Annotated in this window: 15 protein-coding genes, 1 pseudogene and 1 riboswitch; of the genes and pseudogenes, 10 read left to right on the top strand and 6 right to left on the bottom strand. The window is 66.7% G+C overall.

The genetic code is table 11. The features are described 5' to 3' along the window. Window positions 1-31 precede the first annotated feature (31 nt). Genes AADZ55_RS02960 through AADZ55_RS02945 form a run of 4 tightly spaced genes read right to left on the bottom strand, consistent with a single transcriptional unit; the run spans window position 32 to window position 2,753 of the window. Window positions 32-1,183 carry a glutamate--cysteine ligase gene (locus AADZ55_RS02960; RefSeq protein WP_085323679.1) on the bottom strand — a complete coding sequence of 384 codons (1,152 nt, stop codon included), beginning with the start codon at window positions 1,181-1,183 and terminating at the stop codon, window positions 32-34. Further along, window positions 1,164-1,886, bottom strand: a complete 723-nt coding sequence (gene sodC / locus AADZ55_RS02955) for a superoxide dismutase[Cu-Zn] (protein ID WP_085323680.1) — start codon at window positions 1,884-1,886, stop codon at window positions 1,164-1,166. Before sodC ends, AADZ55_RS02960 begins: the two co-directional genes overlap by 20 nt. 32 nt (window positions 1,887-1,918) lie before the next feature. Then, window positions 1,919-2,392 (bottom strand): LytR C-terminal domain-containing protein, encoded by a 474-nt coding sequence (locus AADZ55_RS02950; protein WP_085323681.1) that lies wholly within the window; start codon window positions 2,390-2,392, stop codon window positions 1,919-1,921. A 52-nt stretch (window positions 2,393-2,444) separates the two neighbouring features. After that, on the bottom strand, window positions 2,445-2,753 hold the full coding sequence (locus AADZ55_RS02945; RefSeq protein WP_085323682.1) for a DUF3263 domain-containing protein: 309 nt from the start codon (window positions 2,751-2,753) through the stop codon (window positions 2,445-2,447). A 275-nt stretch (window positions 2,754-3,028) separates the two neighbouring features. Here AADZ55_RS02945 and AADZ55_RS02940 point away from each other — a divergent pair, with 275 nt between their 5' ends. The 5 genes and pseudogenes from AADZ55_RS02940 to AADZ55_RS02920 form a co-directional block, all read left to right on the top strand. Continuing rightward, on the top strand, window positions 3,029-3,622 hold the full coding sequence (locus AADZ55_RS02940) for a peptide deformylase (RefSeq protein ID WP_085323683.1): 594 nt from the start codon (window positions 3,029-3,031) through the stop codon (window positions 3,620-3,622). Further along, entirely contained in the window at window positions 3,622-4,530 is a 909-nt protein-coding gene (locus AADZ55_RS02935) for an N-acetylglutamate synthase, CG3035 family (protein WP_085323684.1), read from the top strand. Before AADZ55_RS02940 ends, AADZ55_RS02935 begins: the two co-directional genes overlap by 1 nt. Window positions 4,531-4,547: 17 nt before the next feature. Further along, a complete protein-coding gene (locus tag AADZ55_RS02930; RefSeq protein WP_207569023.1) occupies window positions 4,548-5,354 on the top strand; it encodes an exodeoxyribonuclease III in 807 nt (268 codons plus the stop codon). Between the two features lie 174 nt (window positions 5,355-5,528). Beyond that, window positions 5,529-5,975, top strand: a complete 447-nt coding sequence (locus tag AADZ55_RS02925; protein WP_085323686.1) for a hypothetical protein — start codon at window positions 5,529-5,531, stop codon at window positions 5,973-5,975. A 50-nt stretch (window positions 5,976-6,025) separates the two neighbouring features. Next, a pseudogene (locus tag AADZ55_RS02920) lies at window positions 6,026-10,366 on the top strand (HAD-IC family P-type ATPase); the annotation flags it as partial. Here AADZ55_RS02920 and AADZ55_RS02915 read toward each other — a convergent pair. Further along, window positions 10,329-10,640: an Rv1535 domain-containing protein gene (locus AADZ55_RS02915; RefSeq protein ID WP_341286296.1), complete on the bottom strand. Its 312-nt coding sequence runs from the start codon at window positions 10,638-10,640 to the stop codon at window positions 10,329-10,331. The pseudogene AADZ55_RS02920 and the gene AADZ55_RS02915 overlap by 38 nt on opposite strands. A 63-nt stretch (window positions 10,641-10,703) precedes the next feature. Here AADZ55_RS02915 and AADZ55_RS02910 point away from each other — a divergent pair, with 63 nt between their 5' ends. The 5 genes from AADZ55_RS02910 to AADZ55_RS02895 all read left to right on the top strand — a co-directional run bounded on the left by AADZ55_RS02910 (window position 10,704) and on the right by AADZ55_RS02895 (window position 14,473). Further along, window positions 10,704-10,979, top strand: a complete 276-nt coding sequence (locus AADZ55_RS02910) for a hypothetical protein (protein WP_085323778.1) — start codon at window positions 10,704-10,706, stop codon at window positions 10,977-10,979. Between the two features lie 30 nt (window positions 10,980-11,009). Next, window positions 11,010-11,153, top strand: a complete 144-nt coding sequence (locus AADZ55_RS23445) for a hypothetical protein (RefSeq protein WP_423202382.1) — start codon at window positions 11,010-11,012, stop codon at window positions 11,151-11,153. A 112-nt stretch (window positions 11,154-11,265) separates the two neighbouring features. Then, window positions 11,266-11,377, top strand: a riboswitch (TPP riboswitch). Beyond that, a complete protein-coding gene (thiC, locus tag AADZ55_RS02905; protein WP_085323779.1) occupies window positions 11,368-13,011 on the top strand; it encodes a phosphomethylpyrimidine synthase ThiC in 1,644 nt (547 codons plus the stop codon). It overlaps the preceding riboswitch by 10 nt. After that, window positions 13,008-13,847, top strand: a complete 840-nt coding sequence (thiD, locus tag AADZ55_RS02900) for a bifunctional hydroxymethylpyrimidine kinase/phosphomethylpyrimidine kinase (RefSeq protein ID WP_085323688.1) — start codon at window positions 13,008-13,010, stop codon at window positions 13,845-13,847. Before thiC ends, thiD begins: the two co-directional genes overlap by 4 nt. Beyond that, entirely contained in the window at window positions 13,844-14,473 is a 630-nt protein-coding gene (locus AADZ55_RS02895; RefSeq protein ID WP_085323689.1) for an alpha/beta family hydrolase, read from the top strand. Before thiD ends, AADZ55_RS02895 begins: the two co-directional genes overlap by 4 nt. On the opposite strand, the gene AADZ55_RS02890 is transcribed toward AADZ55_RS02895, so the two are convergent. Continuing rightward, window positions 14,376-15,713 carry a TetR/AcrR family transcriptional regulator gene (locus tag AADZ55_RS02890; RefSeq protein WP_085323690.1) on the bottom strand — a complete coding sequence of 446 codons (1,338 nt, stop codon included), beginning with the start codon at window positions 15,711-15,713 and terminating at the stop codon, window positions 14,376-14,378. The two genes, AADZ55_RS02895 and AADZ55_RS02890, sit on opposite strands and share 98 nt — an antisense overlap. Window positions 15,714-15,988 lie beyond the last annotated feature (275 nt).

Here is a 15,988-nt window from a genome sequence, read left to right as displayed (position 1 = left end):
ATAAACCTAGATCCCCAGAGGCCGCGAACCGCTAAATCTCCAGCTCGGCAATCAGCGCGTCAACGACCGCACGCAAGTCGCCGTCATGTTCCTCGGCCATTCGCCGCTGCCGCTGGTAGGACGCACCGTCGCGGTAAATATCGGAGACCGCGGCAAGTTCGTCGACACAGTTCAGCGATTTCGCGACGGGCTCCAGCCGGGTCAGCACATCGTCGAGATCATCGGTAACCAGCCGTTCGTTACCTTCGGCGTCCAAGATGATCACCGCGTCCAGGCCGTAGCGGGCGGCACGCCACTTGTTCTCCTGGACATGCCAGGGAGGCATGGTCGGTAGCGTGTCACCGGCGTCCAAGCGGCGGTCCAGGTCGACGATCAGGCAATGTGTCAACGCGACCAGCGCGCCGAGCTCCCGCAGGTTGGGCACGCCATCGCAGATCCGTACCTCCAGAGTTCCCAGATGCGGTGACGGCCTTATATCCCAACGGATTTCGTTCATATGGTCGATGATGCCGGTCTTCTTCTGGTCGTAGACGAAACCTTCGAATTCCGCCCACCTCTGAAAATGAAACGGCAGCCCGGCGGTGGGCAACTGCTGGAACATCATCGCCCGGTTGCTGGCATACCCGGTGTCTTCGCCGCCCCACCAGGGTGATGAGGCCGACAGCGCCAACAGATGCGGGTAGTAGTTGAGCAGCGACGTCATGATCGGCATCACTTTGTGCGCCGAGCGAATCCCGACATGCACGTGCACACCCCAGATCAGCATCTGCCGGCCCCACCACTGGGTGCGCTTGATCAGCTCGGCGTAACGCGGTGCGTCGGTGAGCTTCTGGGCCGACCACCGTGCGAACGGGTGGGTGCCCGCACAGAACAGCTCCATCCCGCGGTCGCGAACGATCCGCCGGGCCGGGCCCAAGGTTTCGCGCAGATCCTCCATCGCCTCGGCGGCACATTCACATATGCCACTAACGATCTCCACGGTGTTGCGCAGCAACTCCTTGTGTACCCGCGGGTTTTCACCAATCTCGGCGATGACCGCGGTGGCTTCATTGCTCAGGTCGCGGGTCTGCGCGTCGACGAGCGCGAACTCCCACTCCACGCCAATGGTCGGACGGGGCGAACCAGCGAAATCGATTCGGGCAGCCGACCTGCCACCAGCCGAGCTAGCCGGAACCGATGACACCGCACGCCACCCGCTTGCCGGCGTCGCCGGTGGTCATCGTCGTCTCGTCGGGACCCGGCGTTCCGTTGAGCTGGACGTAACGTTCCGGTGGAATGTTGGCGAAGTTGTCGGCGCCGGCGTGAATGATGATCGCGGTTTTCTCGCCGGTCAACAGGTCGTCCATGGTGAAGGCGTCCGTGGTGGTCACCAGCATCCCAGAACCGTCACCCCGTACCTGCAGTGAGGCCAGGTCGCCACTGGCGGGAGTGCCCGTGTGCCCGGGCACGTGGTAGTGGCCGCCGGCGGACAGAAAGTTGCCCGGCGCGCCACCGGTGGGGGCAACCGAGTTGGGCTCACACTTGCCGACCTTGTGGATGTGCACCCCATGGAAGCCGGGCGCGAGCTGACCGACTCCGGTCGTCGCGATCGTCACGGTGGCGTAACCATTGGCGAACTCGAACTTGGCCGTCGCCACCTTCGTGCCGTCGGGTGCCTTCAGGGTAGCGGCCAAACTCTGCGCGGCGGACGACTCCTCCTCGTTGCCCGAGAGTCCAGCCGGCGCAGGCGATCCGGTCCAGATCGACGGCGTAGTACCCGGAACCGTCGACGCGTGTTGCGGCGACGAGCACGCACTCAGCAGCGTCCCACAGGCGGCCAGAAACAAGGCAGACAGTGTGGACATGCTGACGGCTGCGACATTGCGGTGATCGGCGGGCTTTGGCATAGCGAGAGCCTAGCCTGGCTTCCGAATCAGCGTCAGCCGGTCACTACGACGATGACTCCGGGCGGCTGGTCGGAGAGCTCTGGAATTCGCCGCTCTACCGCTGCTCCCAGCTTTTGGCCCACCTCGTCCGCGGTTGCCCGCTCACCTTCGGCGTCGGAGTAGTACACCGTTGTCATCGAGACGTCGGGCAACGTGAGATTCCCGACATCGGTGATCGTGAAACCGGCCGCCTTGAGCTGATCTGCAGTCCGCGCGGCGGCGCCTTCGGTGCCGGAGATGTTGTATACGCGCACCTCGGCCCGGGTCACCGCGGGCTTGGCGCTGGTCGAAGTCGGCGCCGTCGCGCTGGTGGTCATGGTGGAAACCGGTGACGAGTCGTCATCGGATTTCCCGGACGAACCCAGTGCCTGCCAGCCGAGCAGCAGGAAGATGACGCCGAGGAACAACAGCACCATCACCATCGCCCGCAGGGGAAGCCCCGAAGAGTCGGGTACGCGCTCATTCATCGAGCCCACTGTAACCAGCCGCGGGCCGTAACCCGCAAAAGCAGGGACGGCGTCAGGTCACCTCGAAGCCAAGGCGTCGCGCAGCGCGCGCCTTCTGCCGACTGGCGCGCAACCGTCGCAACCGCTTCACCAGCATCGGGTCGGCGGCCAGCGCCTCGGGCCGATCGACCAGCGCATTGAGCACTTGGTAGTAACGCGTCGCCGACATCGAGAACAGCTCTTTGATGGCTTCTTCCTTGACACCGGCAAACTTCCACCACTGACGTTCGAACGCCAGGATGTCGTGCTCGCGACGGGTGAGCCCATCGGCGATCTCAGAGTCGTCCCCCGATTGAATTGCCCGCGCCATGGCGCTGTCCATATCGCTTTTCCCTGGACCCTTCCGGCGATTCTCAATGTGTTCGTTGACGTGACCACGTAGGCGCATCTTTCGGCGAATATTGAACCACGCCCGGAACTCGTGGGCGGTAACGCAGACCCGCGAGTCGGCCGACTGCTTGGATTGGACAGCCCCTGGCCCGCCTCCTCCCCCCGCCGCGCTGCGGCGGGCATCGTCGCCGCGCTAAACCCGACTGCCCGCCTCCTCCCCCCGCCGCGCTGCGGCGGGCATCGTCGCCGCGCCTAAGCTAGCCGACCATGGCAGTCCTACCCATCCGCATCGTTGGCGATCCCGTCTTGCACACCGCGACGACCCCGGTGCCGGTCGCCGCCGACGGTTCACTACCGGCGAATCTCGCCGAGTTGATCGCCACCATGTACGCCACCATGGACGCCGCTAACGGGGTCGGCCTCGCCGCCAATCAGATCGGGTACGGAATGCGGCTCTTCGTCTACGACTGTGTCGAGGACCGCGGATCGGCCGCTCGCCGCCGCGGTGTGGTCATCAATCCGGTACTGGAGACCTCCGAGATCCCCGAGACCATGCCCGACCCGGACACCGACGACGAGGGTTGCCTGTCGGTCCCCGGCGAGTCATTTCCCACCGGGCGTGCCAAATGGGCACGGGTCACCGGACTCGATGCCGATGGCAGTTCGGTCGCTATCGAGGGCACCGGCCTGTTCGCGCGGATGCTGCAGCACGAGACCGGGCACCTGGATGGACTTCTGTACCTGGATCACCTGATCGGCCGGCACGCGCGCAGCGCCAAACGGGCCGTCAAGTCACACGGCTGGGGCGTTCCCGGATTGTCGTGGTTGCCCGGCGCGGGTCCCGACCCGTTCGGTCACTGATGGCCTCGTGGCCGGAGCTCGGGACGCGAGTAACGGTTCGCTACCGCCGCCCCGCTGGATCGGTGCCGCCGCTGACCGACGCGGTCGGGCGGCTGCTGGCCGTCGACCCGACGGTACGGGTCCAGACGAAGACGGGCACGATCGTCGAGTTCTCCCCCGTCGACGTGGTCGCCCTGCGGGTACTGACCGACGCGCCGGTACGCACCGCGGCGATCCGGGGACTCGAGCACGCCGCTGCGGCGGCCTGGCCCGGCGTTGAACGAACCTGGTTGCACGGCTGGCTGGTGCGAGCCGGGCGCGGGACCATATTGGCCGCCAATTCAGCAGTGCCGCTGGATATTTCGGCCCATAGGAGCACCATCGGTGAAATCGTCGCATGGTATGCGGGCCGCGACCTGCCGCCATGGCTGGCCGTCCCGGACCGGTTGCTGCCACTGCCGCCCGGACTGGCCGGGGAACGCCTCGAGCGGGTACTGGTGCGCGACGTGTCCACCGGTGAATCCGACCAGTCCATCACGTTGCTGGCCCACCCCGACGACACCTGGCGACAGCTCTACCGCAAGCACGTACCCCTCGACGAGCTGACCGCCGTCCTCGACGGCGAGCTGGCATTCGGCAGCTACCCGGGCGTGGCGGTCACCCGCGCGGCGGTGACCGATGCTCCGGACGGCACCCGGTGGGTGGGTCTGTCGGCGATGCGTGCCGCGGACCACCAACACGCGGCCGGCTCGGCATGCCGCCGGCTGTGGGAAGCGCTGTTGGGTTGGGGCGCGGGCTGCGGCGCGACCCGCGGCTACGTGCGCGTGCACGACACCGCCACGGCCACCCTTGCCGAAACCTTGGGCTTCCGGCTACACCATCGCTGCCGCTACCTCCCGGCCAGCTCGGCCACCTCGGATACCTTCTAGCCATGCCCGACGGCACCCTGCGGCTGGCCACCTGGAATGTGAATTCGATTCGCACCCGCTTGGACCGCGTCCTTGATTGGCTTGCGCGCGCCGATGTCGACGTGCTGGCCATGCAGGAGACCAAGTGCTCGGACAGCCAGTTCCCCGCATTGCCACTGTTCGAACTTGGCTACGAAGTCGCACACGTCGGCTTCGATCAGTGGAACGGCGTGGCGATCGCGTCCCGCGTCGGTCTCGATGACGTGCAGGTTGGGTTCGACGGCCAACCCAGCTGGAGCCGCAAGCCGGAGGTGGCCGCCACCGCCGAGGCCCGCGCTCTAGGCGCCACCTGCGGCGGCGTCCGGATCTTTAGCCTCTACGTGCCCAACGGTCGCGCCCTGGACGATCCCCATTACTCCTACAAACTGGATTGGCTCGCCGCGCTGCGTGACACGGCAAGCGGCTGGCTGCGCAACGATCCTGCGGCTCCGATCGCACTGGTCGGCGACTGGAACATCGCCCCCACCGATGACGACGTTTGGAGCACCGAATTCTTCGCCGGCTGCACGCACGTTTCCGAACCGGAACGCAGGGCATTCAACGCCTTTGTCGACGCGCAATTCACGGACGTGGTACGGCCTTTCACCCCGGGCCCCGGGGTCTACACCTACTGGGATTACACGCAGCTGCGGTTCCCGAAGAAGCAGGGCATGCGCATCGACTTCATCCTCGCCTCGCCGGCATTGGCCGCCCGGGTGATCGACGCCCAGATCGTGCGCGAGGAGCGCAAGGGCAAAGCACCCAGCGATCACGCTCCGGTGCTCGTCGACCTGAACGCCGGGTAAGCAGCCAATGGCCTTGGTTGCACTTCGCACACAAGTTCCGCGTTGTCTCAGTGATGGCGGCATGGCAGGCTTGCATTTCTAGTCATCAGTGCTGCGAATACAATGGCGGGTTAACGGGTGTAGAACTGTAGTTAAACCGTTTTGAAACGAAAGCAATTTGGCCAGGGAGTAATCATGGGTGTCGTGGGCGGGACAGTCCGCAGCGTTGGTCGAACGGTGAGTCGCACAGCTACGGCGACCACGGCGGCCGCCGGCGCGGTAGGCGGCGCCGCCGTGAGCGGCGTTGTCGGAGGCGTGACCGGAGCCGCCAAAGGCATTCAGAAGGGACTCAGCAGCGGCAGCAAGTCGACAGCGGCAGCCGCGTTGGCCATCGGCGCGGTTGGTGTCGCCGGCCTCGTCGATTGGCCGATCCTGGTGGCAGTGGGCGGCGGAGCATTGCTATTGCGGAAGATGAACCGCAGCCCCGAGGTGGCCGCACCACCGGTGAAGGCGAAACTTGCACCGGTACCCAACAAGCCCGCACCAGAAAAGGAAGCGCCACAAAAGTCCGCCAGCAAGACAACGGCCAAGAAGACGGGCAGCCGCCGGACGGGCACCACTGAGCTGCGTAGCACCAACTAGTCGGCGGCGTTGAGCAACTCTTGAGCATTGCTACATCCATTGGACGGGCTATGCCGTTGCGTGCTGTCGCGACGGGCTTGCGGGCGACCGCCACCCTGACCGACGCGTCGATCACCACCGCGACAGCTGTCTCGGTGATCCTGGCCAAGACCGCGGGCTCGGCCGCCAAGGCCGGTGTCGAGACGGGAATGAAGGTTGCCACCATCCCGCTGCGCGAAGGAGCCAAGGCACTTTCTGGTGAGCTTTCCCGCGAGACACTCAGCCGGAATTGTTGGCGTGGCGAGCGTCGCGCCTGGATCGAGGTGCGCGGCCTTGACAGTGTGGGCGGCGATGAACTCGGACGAGTCGTGCTCGACGCGGTCCAAGCCCACCCCGGTGTCACCTCGGCGAGCCTGAACTACCCGCTATCCCGAGTCGTCGTCGACATCGACGATGCCGGCATATCGCTGGGTGAGCTTTGCCGTGTTGTCGATGACGCCGAACAAGCCGAAGACCGTTACCGCCCAAGCCAAGACACCGATCAGCCGGGAAGTCTGCCGGGCGACGGCGTGGTGCTGGCGATCAGAGCTGCCACCGTAGCCGCCAACGCGGCCGGGCTGGGCTTGGCGCTCGCCGGCCGGGCGCTGCGGTGGCCCCGGTTTCCGCTCGGTTTCGAGGCAGCCGTGGCAGCCGTGGACTACCAGCCCTGGCTGCGCCGCCTGCTCGAGGATCGAATAGGCAAGGTGGCGACGGACACCGTCCTCGAGCTGGCAATGGCAGCCGCACACACCGTCACGCAGTCGCCGGCGGCATTGGCGGTGGATCTGACGATGGAGTCCCTGAAGGCCGCGGAATGCCGCGCCGAGGCGAGTGCCTGGCGCCGGCATGAACCGCACCTGGCACCACACGCGGACCAACCGGCCAGCCAGCGTCATTCCCCTTGGTCACAGCCCGCGCCGACGGCGCATCCAGTCGATCGCAACGCCGGTCGTTTCGCGCTCGTCCAAGCGCTTAGCGCGGGGCTGGTCGGTGCCGGGACCCGCGACGTGGACACGGCCGCGACCGCGACACTGGTGGCGACCCCCAAGGCCAGCCGGACCACGCCCGAGGCATTCGCCGCGGCGCTCGGTCAAGGCTTGGCCGAACAACACGCGGTGTTGCCGCTGCGGCCGGACGGTCTGCGCCGGTTGGATCGGGTCGACGCGATCGTCATCGATCCCCGAGTGCTGTGCACCGACAGCTTGCGCGTGGCGCGCATCCGCGGCTGCGGCGAGGACGAGCTGTCCGCGGTGTGGAACCGAGCGCACCTCATGCTGGAGAAGAACGGCCTGGGCCCCGGCTGGCACCCGGTGCCCGGCGTCTCAGCCAGCGATCCTGATTCCGAAGTCGAGGCACTCTTGCGTCCCGCGCACGATCCGATGGCTTCCGCCGTGGTCGCTGAGGCACACCGCACCGGGGCGGATCTGGTTTCGGTCGATCTCGACTCACTGGGTGAGTTGCGACCGGTGTTCGACGACGTACGGCCCGGGGAAGACGGTGCTAACGGGTCCATCGACGAGGCCCTGGCCCGTACGGTGGCCGATCTGCGCGAGGCGGGGCGCACGGTAGCGGTGTTGTCATCGGTTGGGGCGCAAGCACTTTCGTTTGCCAACGTGGCACTCGGTGTGATGCCGCGGCCCGGAGCCGGCGCACCGCCCTGGTACGCAGATGTCCTGTTGCCCGATCTTGGGGCCGCCTGGCGGGTGCTGCATGCGATTCCGGCGGCCAGAGCGGCACGCCAGCGCGGTAACGAAATTTCTGGTGGTGCATCAGCTTTGGGCGCCCTGTTGATGCTGCCCGGGGTCCGCGGCCTCGGTCCCGGACCGGTGACCACCGGCGCCGCGGCCGGAATGCTCTCGGGGTACCTGCTGGCGCGCAAGGTCGTCGGCGCACAAGCGCCGCGACCGGCAGCCACTCATGAGTGGCACGCGATGTCGGTCGAGCAAGTCCGCAAGGCGTTGCCGTCGCCGGATGGACAGGCAGCGGCGAAGCCACCGCAGTCGGCGTTCCCAGCACGTGCGCTGGCCGGTGGCCTACACACGGCAAAGCGCGGCGCGCAACTGACCGAAGCACCCTTGAACGCGGTTTGGCAGCTGGCCAAGGCCGTGCGTGCGGAGTTGTCGGACCCGTTGACGCCCATGCTGGCGCTTGGGGCAATGGCGAGCGCGGTGTTGGGGTCGCCGGTGGACGCGGTGATGGTCGGTTCGGTGTTGACCGGAAACTCCATCCTCGCCGCCAGCCAGCGGCTGCGTGCCGAGAGCCGGCTGAACCGCTTGTTAGCTCAGCAGATTCCGCCCGCCAGGAAGGTGTGCAACGGCGCCGACGATCAGCCGGTATACATCGATATCCGCGCAGAGGAGCTGCGCCCGGGCGACATCATCGAGGTGCGGACTCACGAGGTTGTGCCCGCCGACGCCCGGGTGATCGAGGAGGTCGACGTGGAGGTCGACGAGTCCGCGCTCACCGGTGAGTCACTGTCGGTGGCCAAGCAAGTCGAAGCCACTCCCGGCGCCGACGTGGCCGAACGCCGGTGCATGCTCTACGCGGGAACGACGGTCGTGTCCGGGACCGCGGTCGCGATGGTGACCGCTGTTGGTCACGACACCCAGGAGCGCCGTGCGGCCGAGCTCGTGTCCGCTGACCTGTCCAATGTTGGCCTGCAACACCAGCTGAGTCGGCTCACCAACCAGGCCTGGCCGGTCAGCATTACCGGCGGCGCACTGGTCGCGGGGCTTGGGCTGTTGCGCCGCCGGGGCCTACGCCAAGCGGTCGCCAGCGGCATCGCAGTCACGGTGGCCGCGGTGCCGGAAGGGATGCCGCTGGTGGCGACGCTGGCCCAGCAGGCGTCCGCGCGACGGCTGAGTCAGTTCGGTGCGCTGGTCCGCATTCCGCGTTCGGTCGAGGCGCTCGGCCGGGTCGACGTCATCTGCTTCGACAAGACCGGAACACTCAGCGAGAACCGGTTGCGGGTGGCGAAGGTCCAGCCGGCGGCGGGTTACTCGAGCGAGGAAGTGCTGCGCTGTGCGACGCACGCCGCGCCGGCATCGAACGGCCCGCAGGTGCACGCCACCGACGTCGCCATCGTCGAAGCAGCTGCGGCGGCATCCGCCGGCAGCGCCTATGGTCCGGGCTCCGGTGCCGCGGAAGCCGCCGCCCACCTTCCGTTCCGCTCCGGTAGGTCCTTCTCAGCCTCGGTGTCCGGCACCGAGCTGACCGTCAAAGGCGCGCCCGAGGTGGTGCTGGCGGCCTGCGAAGGCATCGGCACGAGCATGGACGACGCGGTCGCTGACCTGGCCGCCCGCGGGTTGCGGGTGATCGCGGTGGCGCAGCGCCGGCTGACCGCACCACAGGCACAATCCGTCGTGGACGAGCCCGACGACATTGCGAAATTGTGCCGCGACGGGTTGAGTTTGGTGGGGTTCCTTGGGCTATCCGACACCCCCCGCGCGCAAGCGGCAGCCCTGCTCGCCGACCTGCGCGAGCACGATTTGGACATCCGGCTGATCACCGGCGACCATCCGATTACCGCCGCGGCCATCGCCGAGGAGCTCGGCATGGAGGTGGGCCCCGAGCAGATCATCAGCGGTGCCGAGTGGGATGCCCTGTCGCGCAAGGACCAGGAGCGGGCGGTGGTCGAGCGGGTGATCTTCGCCCGGATGACACCGGAGAACAAGGTGCAGATCGTGCAGACCCTGGAACACGTCGGCCGGGTGTGCGCGATGGTCGGCGACGGTTCCAACGACGCCGCTGCGATCCGGGCCGCCACCGTCGGAATCGGTGTCGTCGCTCACGGCAGCGACCCGGCCCGGGTCGCGGCCGACGTGGTGTTGGTCGACGGCCGGATCGAGTCACTGCTGCCCGCAATCCTGGAGGGACGCCAGCTTTGGCAGCGGGTGCAGGCGGCGGTGTCGGTGCTACTTGGCGGCAACGCGGGCGAGGTGGCCTTCGCCATCATCGGCAGCGCAATCACCGGGACCTCGCCGTTGAACACCCGCCAACTGCTGCTGGTAAACATGCTGACCGACGCACTGCCCGCGGCGGCGCTGGCGGTCAGCAAGCCGAGCGACCCGGAAAAGCAACCGACCCGTGGCCCGGATCAGCGCGAACTGTGGCGTGCTGTCGGCATCCGCGGGGCGACCACCGCGGCGGCGGCAACGGTGGCCTGGGCGATGGCCGGGGTCACTGGCTTACCGCGCCGCGCGTCCACCGTGGCGCTGGTGGCGCTGGTCGCTGCTCAGCTGGGCCAAACCCTGGTGGACTCGCATGCGTGGCTGGTTGTGCTCACCGCGCTGGGGTCGCTCGCCGCATTGGCGACCCTGATCAGCATCCCCGTCGTCAGCCAGTTGCTCGGCTGCACCCCCCTGGACCCACTCGGCTGGGCGCAGGCGATAGGAGCCGCGACTGCTGCGACCGTCGCAGTGGCCATTCTGAACCGTGTGCTGACGGATCGGGACAAATCGGACCCGGCAAACCCTCAACCACCTGAGACCGATGCGCTTTCCGGCGACGCCTCCCGTGGTCAGTCCCCCGAACCTCGACGACGCCAACGCGCCACAGCACGGCATAAAGCTCCAACAACGGCACCGTCAGCAGCAAAGCAACCGACGAAACTAAGGGATCGGCCAGGGCATCGGTCCTCGTCGACATATTCCCGACGGTGACCGCACGACCCTGCACGACGGCAAACCCTTCGTTACTGAAAGGCAAATGATGGCCGAAAAGAACGCTCGTCGAGCGACATCCCAGCGCGAGGCGGTGGCGAAGATCCGTGAAGCCGAGACCATTGTGATGAACCTGCCGGTACTGGGGCAGGTGAAGATTCCCCGCCCGGAACACTTGGCCTACTACGGCGGTCTGGCCGCACTCGCCGCACTCGAACTCATCGACTGGCCGGTCGCCGTGGTCATCGCCACCGGACACATCTTGGCAAGTAACCACCACAGCCGGGTCCTCGAGGAACTCGGCGAGGCGATGGAAGAGGTCTGATTCGGCCTATCGGCCGCGTGGCAGGGTGGCATCCTGTTCGGCAACGGCGGAAACGGGGCGCCGGGCGCGACGGGCCAGACCGGTGGCAGCGGCGGACCGGCCGGGCTGATCGGCAACGGCGGTGCCCGCGGAAAGCTGTTTGGTACGCCCGGCACACCCGGCCCGCACGGCTGACACTCAGATGCCCCTGCACACAACCGTCGCACTGCGCTAGCGTGGGGGTGGCTCGGCGACGATGCGAATCGCGCAGTGATTCGAGGAGGAGCCGGGCAATCGAACAAGGCACAACCAACCACGCGGGAGCGCACGCCTAGTGCGCTGAGAGGACGGCTCGGGGCCGTCGACCGTACGAACCTGACCGGGTAATGCCGGCGTAGGGAGATGAAAGATGACTGTCACCGTTGAACCCTCCGTCACCACCGGCCCCATCGCGGGCAGCAGCAAGGCCTACCGCGAAATCGAGGCTCCCGGCTCCGGGTCAGCTCTGCAAGTGCCGTTCCGGCGGGTGCACCTGTCCACCGGAGACCACTTCGACCTCTACGACACCTCCGGGCCCTACACCGACCCGAACGCGGTCATCGACCTGACCGCTGGGCTGCCGCATCGGCCCGAAGTAGTCCGCGACCGCGGCACGCAGCTGCAGCGGGCCCGCGCCGGCGAGATCACCGCGGAGATGGCGTTCATTGCCGCCCGCGAAGACATGCCCGCGGAACTGGTGCGCGACGAGGTCGCCCGCGGTCGTGCGGTGATCCCCGCCAATTACAACCACCCCGAGAGCGAGCCGATGGTCATCGGCAAGGCGTTCGCGGTCAAGGTCAACGCGAACATCGGCAACTCGGCGGTCACGTCGTCGATCGCCGAGGAGGTCGACAAAATGGTGTGGGCCACCCGCTGGGGTGCCGACACCATCATGGACCTTTCCACCGGCAAGAACATCCACGAAACCCGCGAATGGATCTTGCGCAATTCGCCGGTGCCGGTCGGCACCGTGCCGATCTACCAGGCGCTGGAAAAGGTCAAGGGCGACCCAACCGAATTGACCTGGGAGATCTACCGCGACACCGTGATAGAGCAGTGCGAGCAAGGTGTGGACTACATGACCGTGCACGCCGGAGTGCTGCTGCGGTATGTGCCGCTGACCGCGAAACGGGTCACCGGCATCGTCAGTCGCGGCGGCTCGATCATGGCGGCCTGGTGCCTGGCGCATCATCAGGAGTCGTTCCTGTACACCAACTTCGCGGAGCTATGCGACATCTTCGCGCGCTATGACGTCACCTTCTCACTCGGCGACGGACTGCGACCAGGCTCGATCGCTGACGCCAACGACGCCGCGCAGTTCGCCGAGCTGCGCACCCTGGGCGAACTGACCAAGATCGCGAAAGCCCGTGGCGCACAGGTGATGATTGAGGGTCCCGGACACATCCCAATGCACAAGATCGTCGAGAACGTGCGGCTTGAGGAAGAACTCTGCGAGGAGGCGCCGTTCTACACACTGGGCCCGCTGGCCACCGACATCGCGCCGGCCTACGACCACATCACCTCGGCGATCGGTGCGGCCATCATCGCCCAGGCCGGTACCGCGATGCTGTGCTACGTCACCCCCAAGGAGCACCTCGGGCTGCCGGACCGCAAGGACGTCAAGGACGGAGTCATCGCCTACAAGATCGCGGCCCATGCAGCCGACCTGGCCAAGGGGCATCCCCGCGCCCAGGAGCGAGACGACGCGCTATCCACCGCTCGTTTCGAATTCCGCTGGAACGACCAGTTCGCGCTCTCGCTGGATCCCGACACCGCACGGGAATTCCATGACGAGACACTGCCGGCCGAGCCGGCCAAGAGCGCCCACTTCTGCTCGATGTGCGGGCCGAAGTTCTGTTCCATGCGCATCACCCAGGATGTCCGCGACTACGCGGCCGAACACGGGCTTGAGACTGAAGCGGACATCGAGGCCATGCTCGCCGCTGGAATGGCCGAAAAATCACGCGAGTTCGCCGAGCACGGCAACCGGGTATACCTCCCAATCACACAGTGACCTTCCTACCGCTGGCGCCGGCGGGAACGACGCCGCAGCGGGTGCTGACCATCGCCGGATCGGACTCCGGGGGCGGCGCTGGCATCCAGGCCGACATCCGCACCATGGCACTGCTGGGAGTGCACGCGTGCGTCGCGGTCACGGCGATCACCGTGCAGAACACGTTGGGAGTCAGGGGTATTCACGAGGTTCCCGACGATGTGGTGGCCGGTCAGATCGAGGCCGTGGTCACCGACATCGGCGTTCAAGCCGCCAAGACCGGGATGCTGGCGTCGTCGCGCATCGTCGACACGGTGGCCACGACGTGGCGTCGGCTCGACCTGGCTGCTCCGCTCGTCGTCGACCCGGTCTGCGCATCCATGCACGGAGACGCGCTGTTGGCGCCGTCCGCCCTGGATTCGCTTCGCACTCAGCTGTTCCCGTTGGCAACGTTGGTGACACCGAACCTCGACGAGGTGCGCCTACTGGTTGATATCGACGTCATCGACTCGACCTCGCAACGTGCGGCGGCGAAGGCCCTGCGTGCGCTGGGGCCACGTTGGGCGCTGGTCAAGGGCGGCCACCTGCGCGCATCGGACAGCAGCTGTGACCTGCTCTACGGTGGCCCCTCCGAAGGCGCCGACTTCTACGAGTTCGACGCGCAGCGACTGGCCACCGGCAATGACCATGGCGGCGGTGACACGCTGGCCACCGCGATCGCCGCCGCGTTGGCGCACGGCGCCACCGTGCCCAATGCCGTCGCCTTCGGGAAGCGCTGGGTGACCGAATGCCTGCGCGCCGCCTATCCGTTGGGCCGCGGCCACGGCCCCGTTTCACCGCTGTTCCGGCTGTCATGAATCTCGAGCAGATCGCGGGCGTCGCGCATCCACCCGCTGAACCTCCAAGAGGGGTGGTGGTACTGACCCACGGCGCCGGTGGCAGCCGGGAATCCAAACTGTTGCAACAGGTTTGCGCTGAATGGGCGCGCCGCGGCTGGCTTGCCGTGCGATACAACCTGCCCTTCCGCCGGCGCCGTCCCACCGGTCCACCATCCGGCTCGGCGGCAGCCGACCAAGCCGGGATCGTCGAGGCAATCATGTTGTGCCGCGGCCTTGCCGACGGCCCGTTGATCGCCGGGGGACATTCCTACGGCGGTCGTCAGACGTCCATGGTGGTGGCGGCCAACCAAGCATCGGTCGACGCGCTGACGCTGTTCTCCTATCCGGTTCATCCACCGGGAAAGCCGGAACGCGCCCGCACCGAGCATCTACCCGACATCAGGGTGCCCACGGTCTTCACCCACGGAACATCAGACCCGTTCGGCACGCTGGCGGAGGTGCGCGATGCCGCGGCGATGATCGCCGCTCCGACCGAGGTCGTCGAAATTACCGGCGCTCGACATGACTTGGGCTCGAAGAGCTTTGACGTCGCCCGCCTCGCGGTCGGGGCGGCGCTACTTTTGTTGCCGGACCAAACAACGTGAGTTCCATCAGTTTCCGCACGCACGCCTGCGTATAGGCGGCGTTGTTCTGGTCCTCCACCATTCGCCCCAGATCGACCACCAGCGCCATCGCAGCGTGCACCAGGAACCGGGCCCGCATCGGCGTGAGCGACGGCCGCGCAGCGGTCAGCAGCCGCACCCACGAATCGATCGTCGACAGCTGCACGTTATGCAGCAGCATTTGGTCGGCCGGGGTCAGGTTGACCCGTTCGGTGTAGTAAACCGCAACCAGTTCGGGGTTGGCGAACGACGTTGCCACGTAAGCATCGATCAATAGCGTCAACGCCTGGCGGGGTTCGGTGAGGGCGCCCAGGACCCCGGACAGCTGCCCGGAGATCCGGTCGGCGGCCCGACGCAACCCGGTCGCGAGGATCTCACACTTGCCGGAAAAGTATCGATAGATTCCCGACACCGGCATTCCCGCAGCCGACGCAATCTGCGCCATGCTGGTTTCGGTATAACCCCGCTCTTTGAACAACACCATCGAAGCGTGGAGCAACGCTTCGTAGACACCGGCATCCTCGGTAAAGATCCGCCAAGACGCTGGTCGGGGCATGACGGTGCCCGGCTCGGGAAGCTCTGCAGCAAGGATCGCCGCAGCCGCGGCACCCAACAGCGCACGGATCTCTTCGGCCGGCAACCGCGCGTTGTGGTCGACGATACTGCCGATCACACTCAGCACCCCCGCCGACAGCAGCCACCGCTGCGACGAATGCAACGACGGCCGAATCGCCATGAGCGGCTTCTGAATCCGACGATTCACCAACCGAAGCTGACCGCTGAGTGTGGCTTGGTCCTCGGCACGGAGATAGCGGGCTTGCCAACGATACAGGCCGGCGGAATCCCGGTTGTCCAGGGTGGCGTCGACGAGGGCGATGACGAGCCGGTCCTGCATGATCGCCGGGCGCTCTGCTTGCTCGACGTCCGTGCCGTCGACAAGTTGCTGGCTCAACCCCAGCACAGCGCCGCGAAAGAGGTCGTACTTGCCGGCGTAGTGCCGGTACAACGCGGCGGCCGAGATCCCGACTTTGGCCGCGATGGCTTCCATGCTGACCGCGTGATAACCCTGCGCGCTGAACGCTTGCGCGGACGCGCGGGCGATTTGCGCCTTGCGGTCCTTCGGCCGCCGCCGAACGCTCGCGGTCACCGCCCCACCATAACTCGGAAGGGTCCGAAGGAAACCCAAATTTGCCTGTCGTGGTGCAGGAATCTCCGTTAACATAGTGGCGGCCCCGGGGGGCTCACCCAAAGCTTCGAGGCCGTGGCCGGAGGGACCACACATGTTGGGCATAGCTCGCCAACCACTTGGCGTCGGATTGGATATCGGAACATCGTATCTGCTGGTAAGGCGATACGGATAATGGCACAGACCGAGCATCTGCACCGGATGAACGGCGTCGATCTGGCATCTCCCGCATTGGGCTCGATCGTGTCGTGGCCGGCTCTGGCGTTCTCGAGCATCTGCCCGACTTGAGCGCCGCGGCGCCGAATCTGAGG

Origin of the sequence: Mycobacterium decipiens, from assembly GCF_963853665.1 — a bacterium.
GTDB classification, from domain to species: Bacteria; Actinomycetota; Actinomycetes; order Mycobacteriales; family Mycobacteriaceae; genus Mycobacterium; species Mycobacterium decipiens.
The sequence above is the reverse complement of the archived record's forward strand: the minus strand, read 5'-3'. Positions and strand labels throughout refer to the sequence as shown.

Excerpts from the sequence above, each read along its gene's own strand:
- AADZ55_RS02910 (WP_085323778.1), top strand. The coding sequence starts at position 10,704 with ATGGCCGAAAAGAACGCTCGTCGAGCGACATCCCAGCGCGAGGCGGTG.
- sodC (WP_085323680.1), bottom strand. The coding sequence starts at position 1,886 with ATGCCAAAGCCCGCCGATCACCGCAATGTCGCAGCCGTCAGCATGTCC.
- thiC (WP_085323779.1), top strand. The coding sequence starts at position 11,368 with ATGACTGTCACCGTTGAACCCTCCGTCACCACCGGCCCCATCGCGGGC.
- AADZ55_RS02925 (WP_085323686.1), top strand. The coding sequence starts at position 5,529 with ATGGGTGTCGTGGGCGGGACAGTCCGCAGCGTTGGTCGAACGGTGAGT.
- AADZ55_RS02895 (WP_085323689.1), top strand. The coding sequence starts at position 13,844 with ATGAATCTCGAGCAGATCGCGGGCGTCGCGCATCCACCCGCTGAACCT.
- AADZ55_RS02915 (WP_341286296.1), bottom strand. The coding sequence starts at position 10,640 with ATGTCGACGAGGACCGATGCCCTGGCCGATCCCTTAGTTTCGTCGGTT.
- AADZ55_RS02890 (WP_085323690.1), bottom strand. The coding sequence starts at position 15,713 with ATGTTAACGGAGATTCCTGCACCACGACAGGCAAATTTGGGTTTCCTT.
- AADZ55_RS02945 (WP_085323682.1), bottom strand. The coding sequence starts at position 2,753 with ATGGACAGCGCCATGGCGCGGGCAATTCAATCGGGGGACGACTCTGAG.
- AADZ55_RS02950 (WP_085323681.1), bottom strand. The coding sequence starts at position 2,392 with ATGAATGAGCGCGTACCCGACTCTTCGGGGCTTCCCCTGCGGGCGATG.
- AADZ55_RS02940 (WP_085323683.1), top strand. The coding sequence starts at position 3,029 with ATGGCAGTCCTACCCATCCGCATCGTTGGCGATCCCGTCTTGCACACC.
- AADZ55_RS02935 (WP_085323684.1), top strand. The coding sequence starts at position 3,622 with ATGGCCTCGTGGCCGGAGCTCGGGACGCGAGTAACGGTTCGCTACCGC.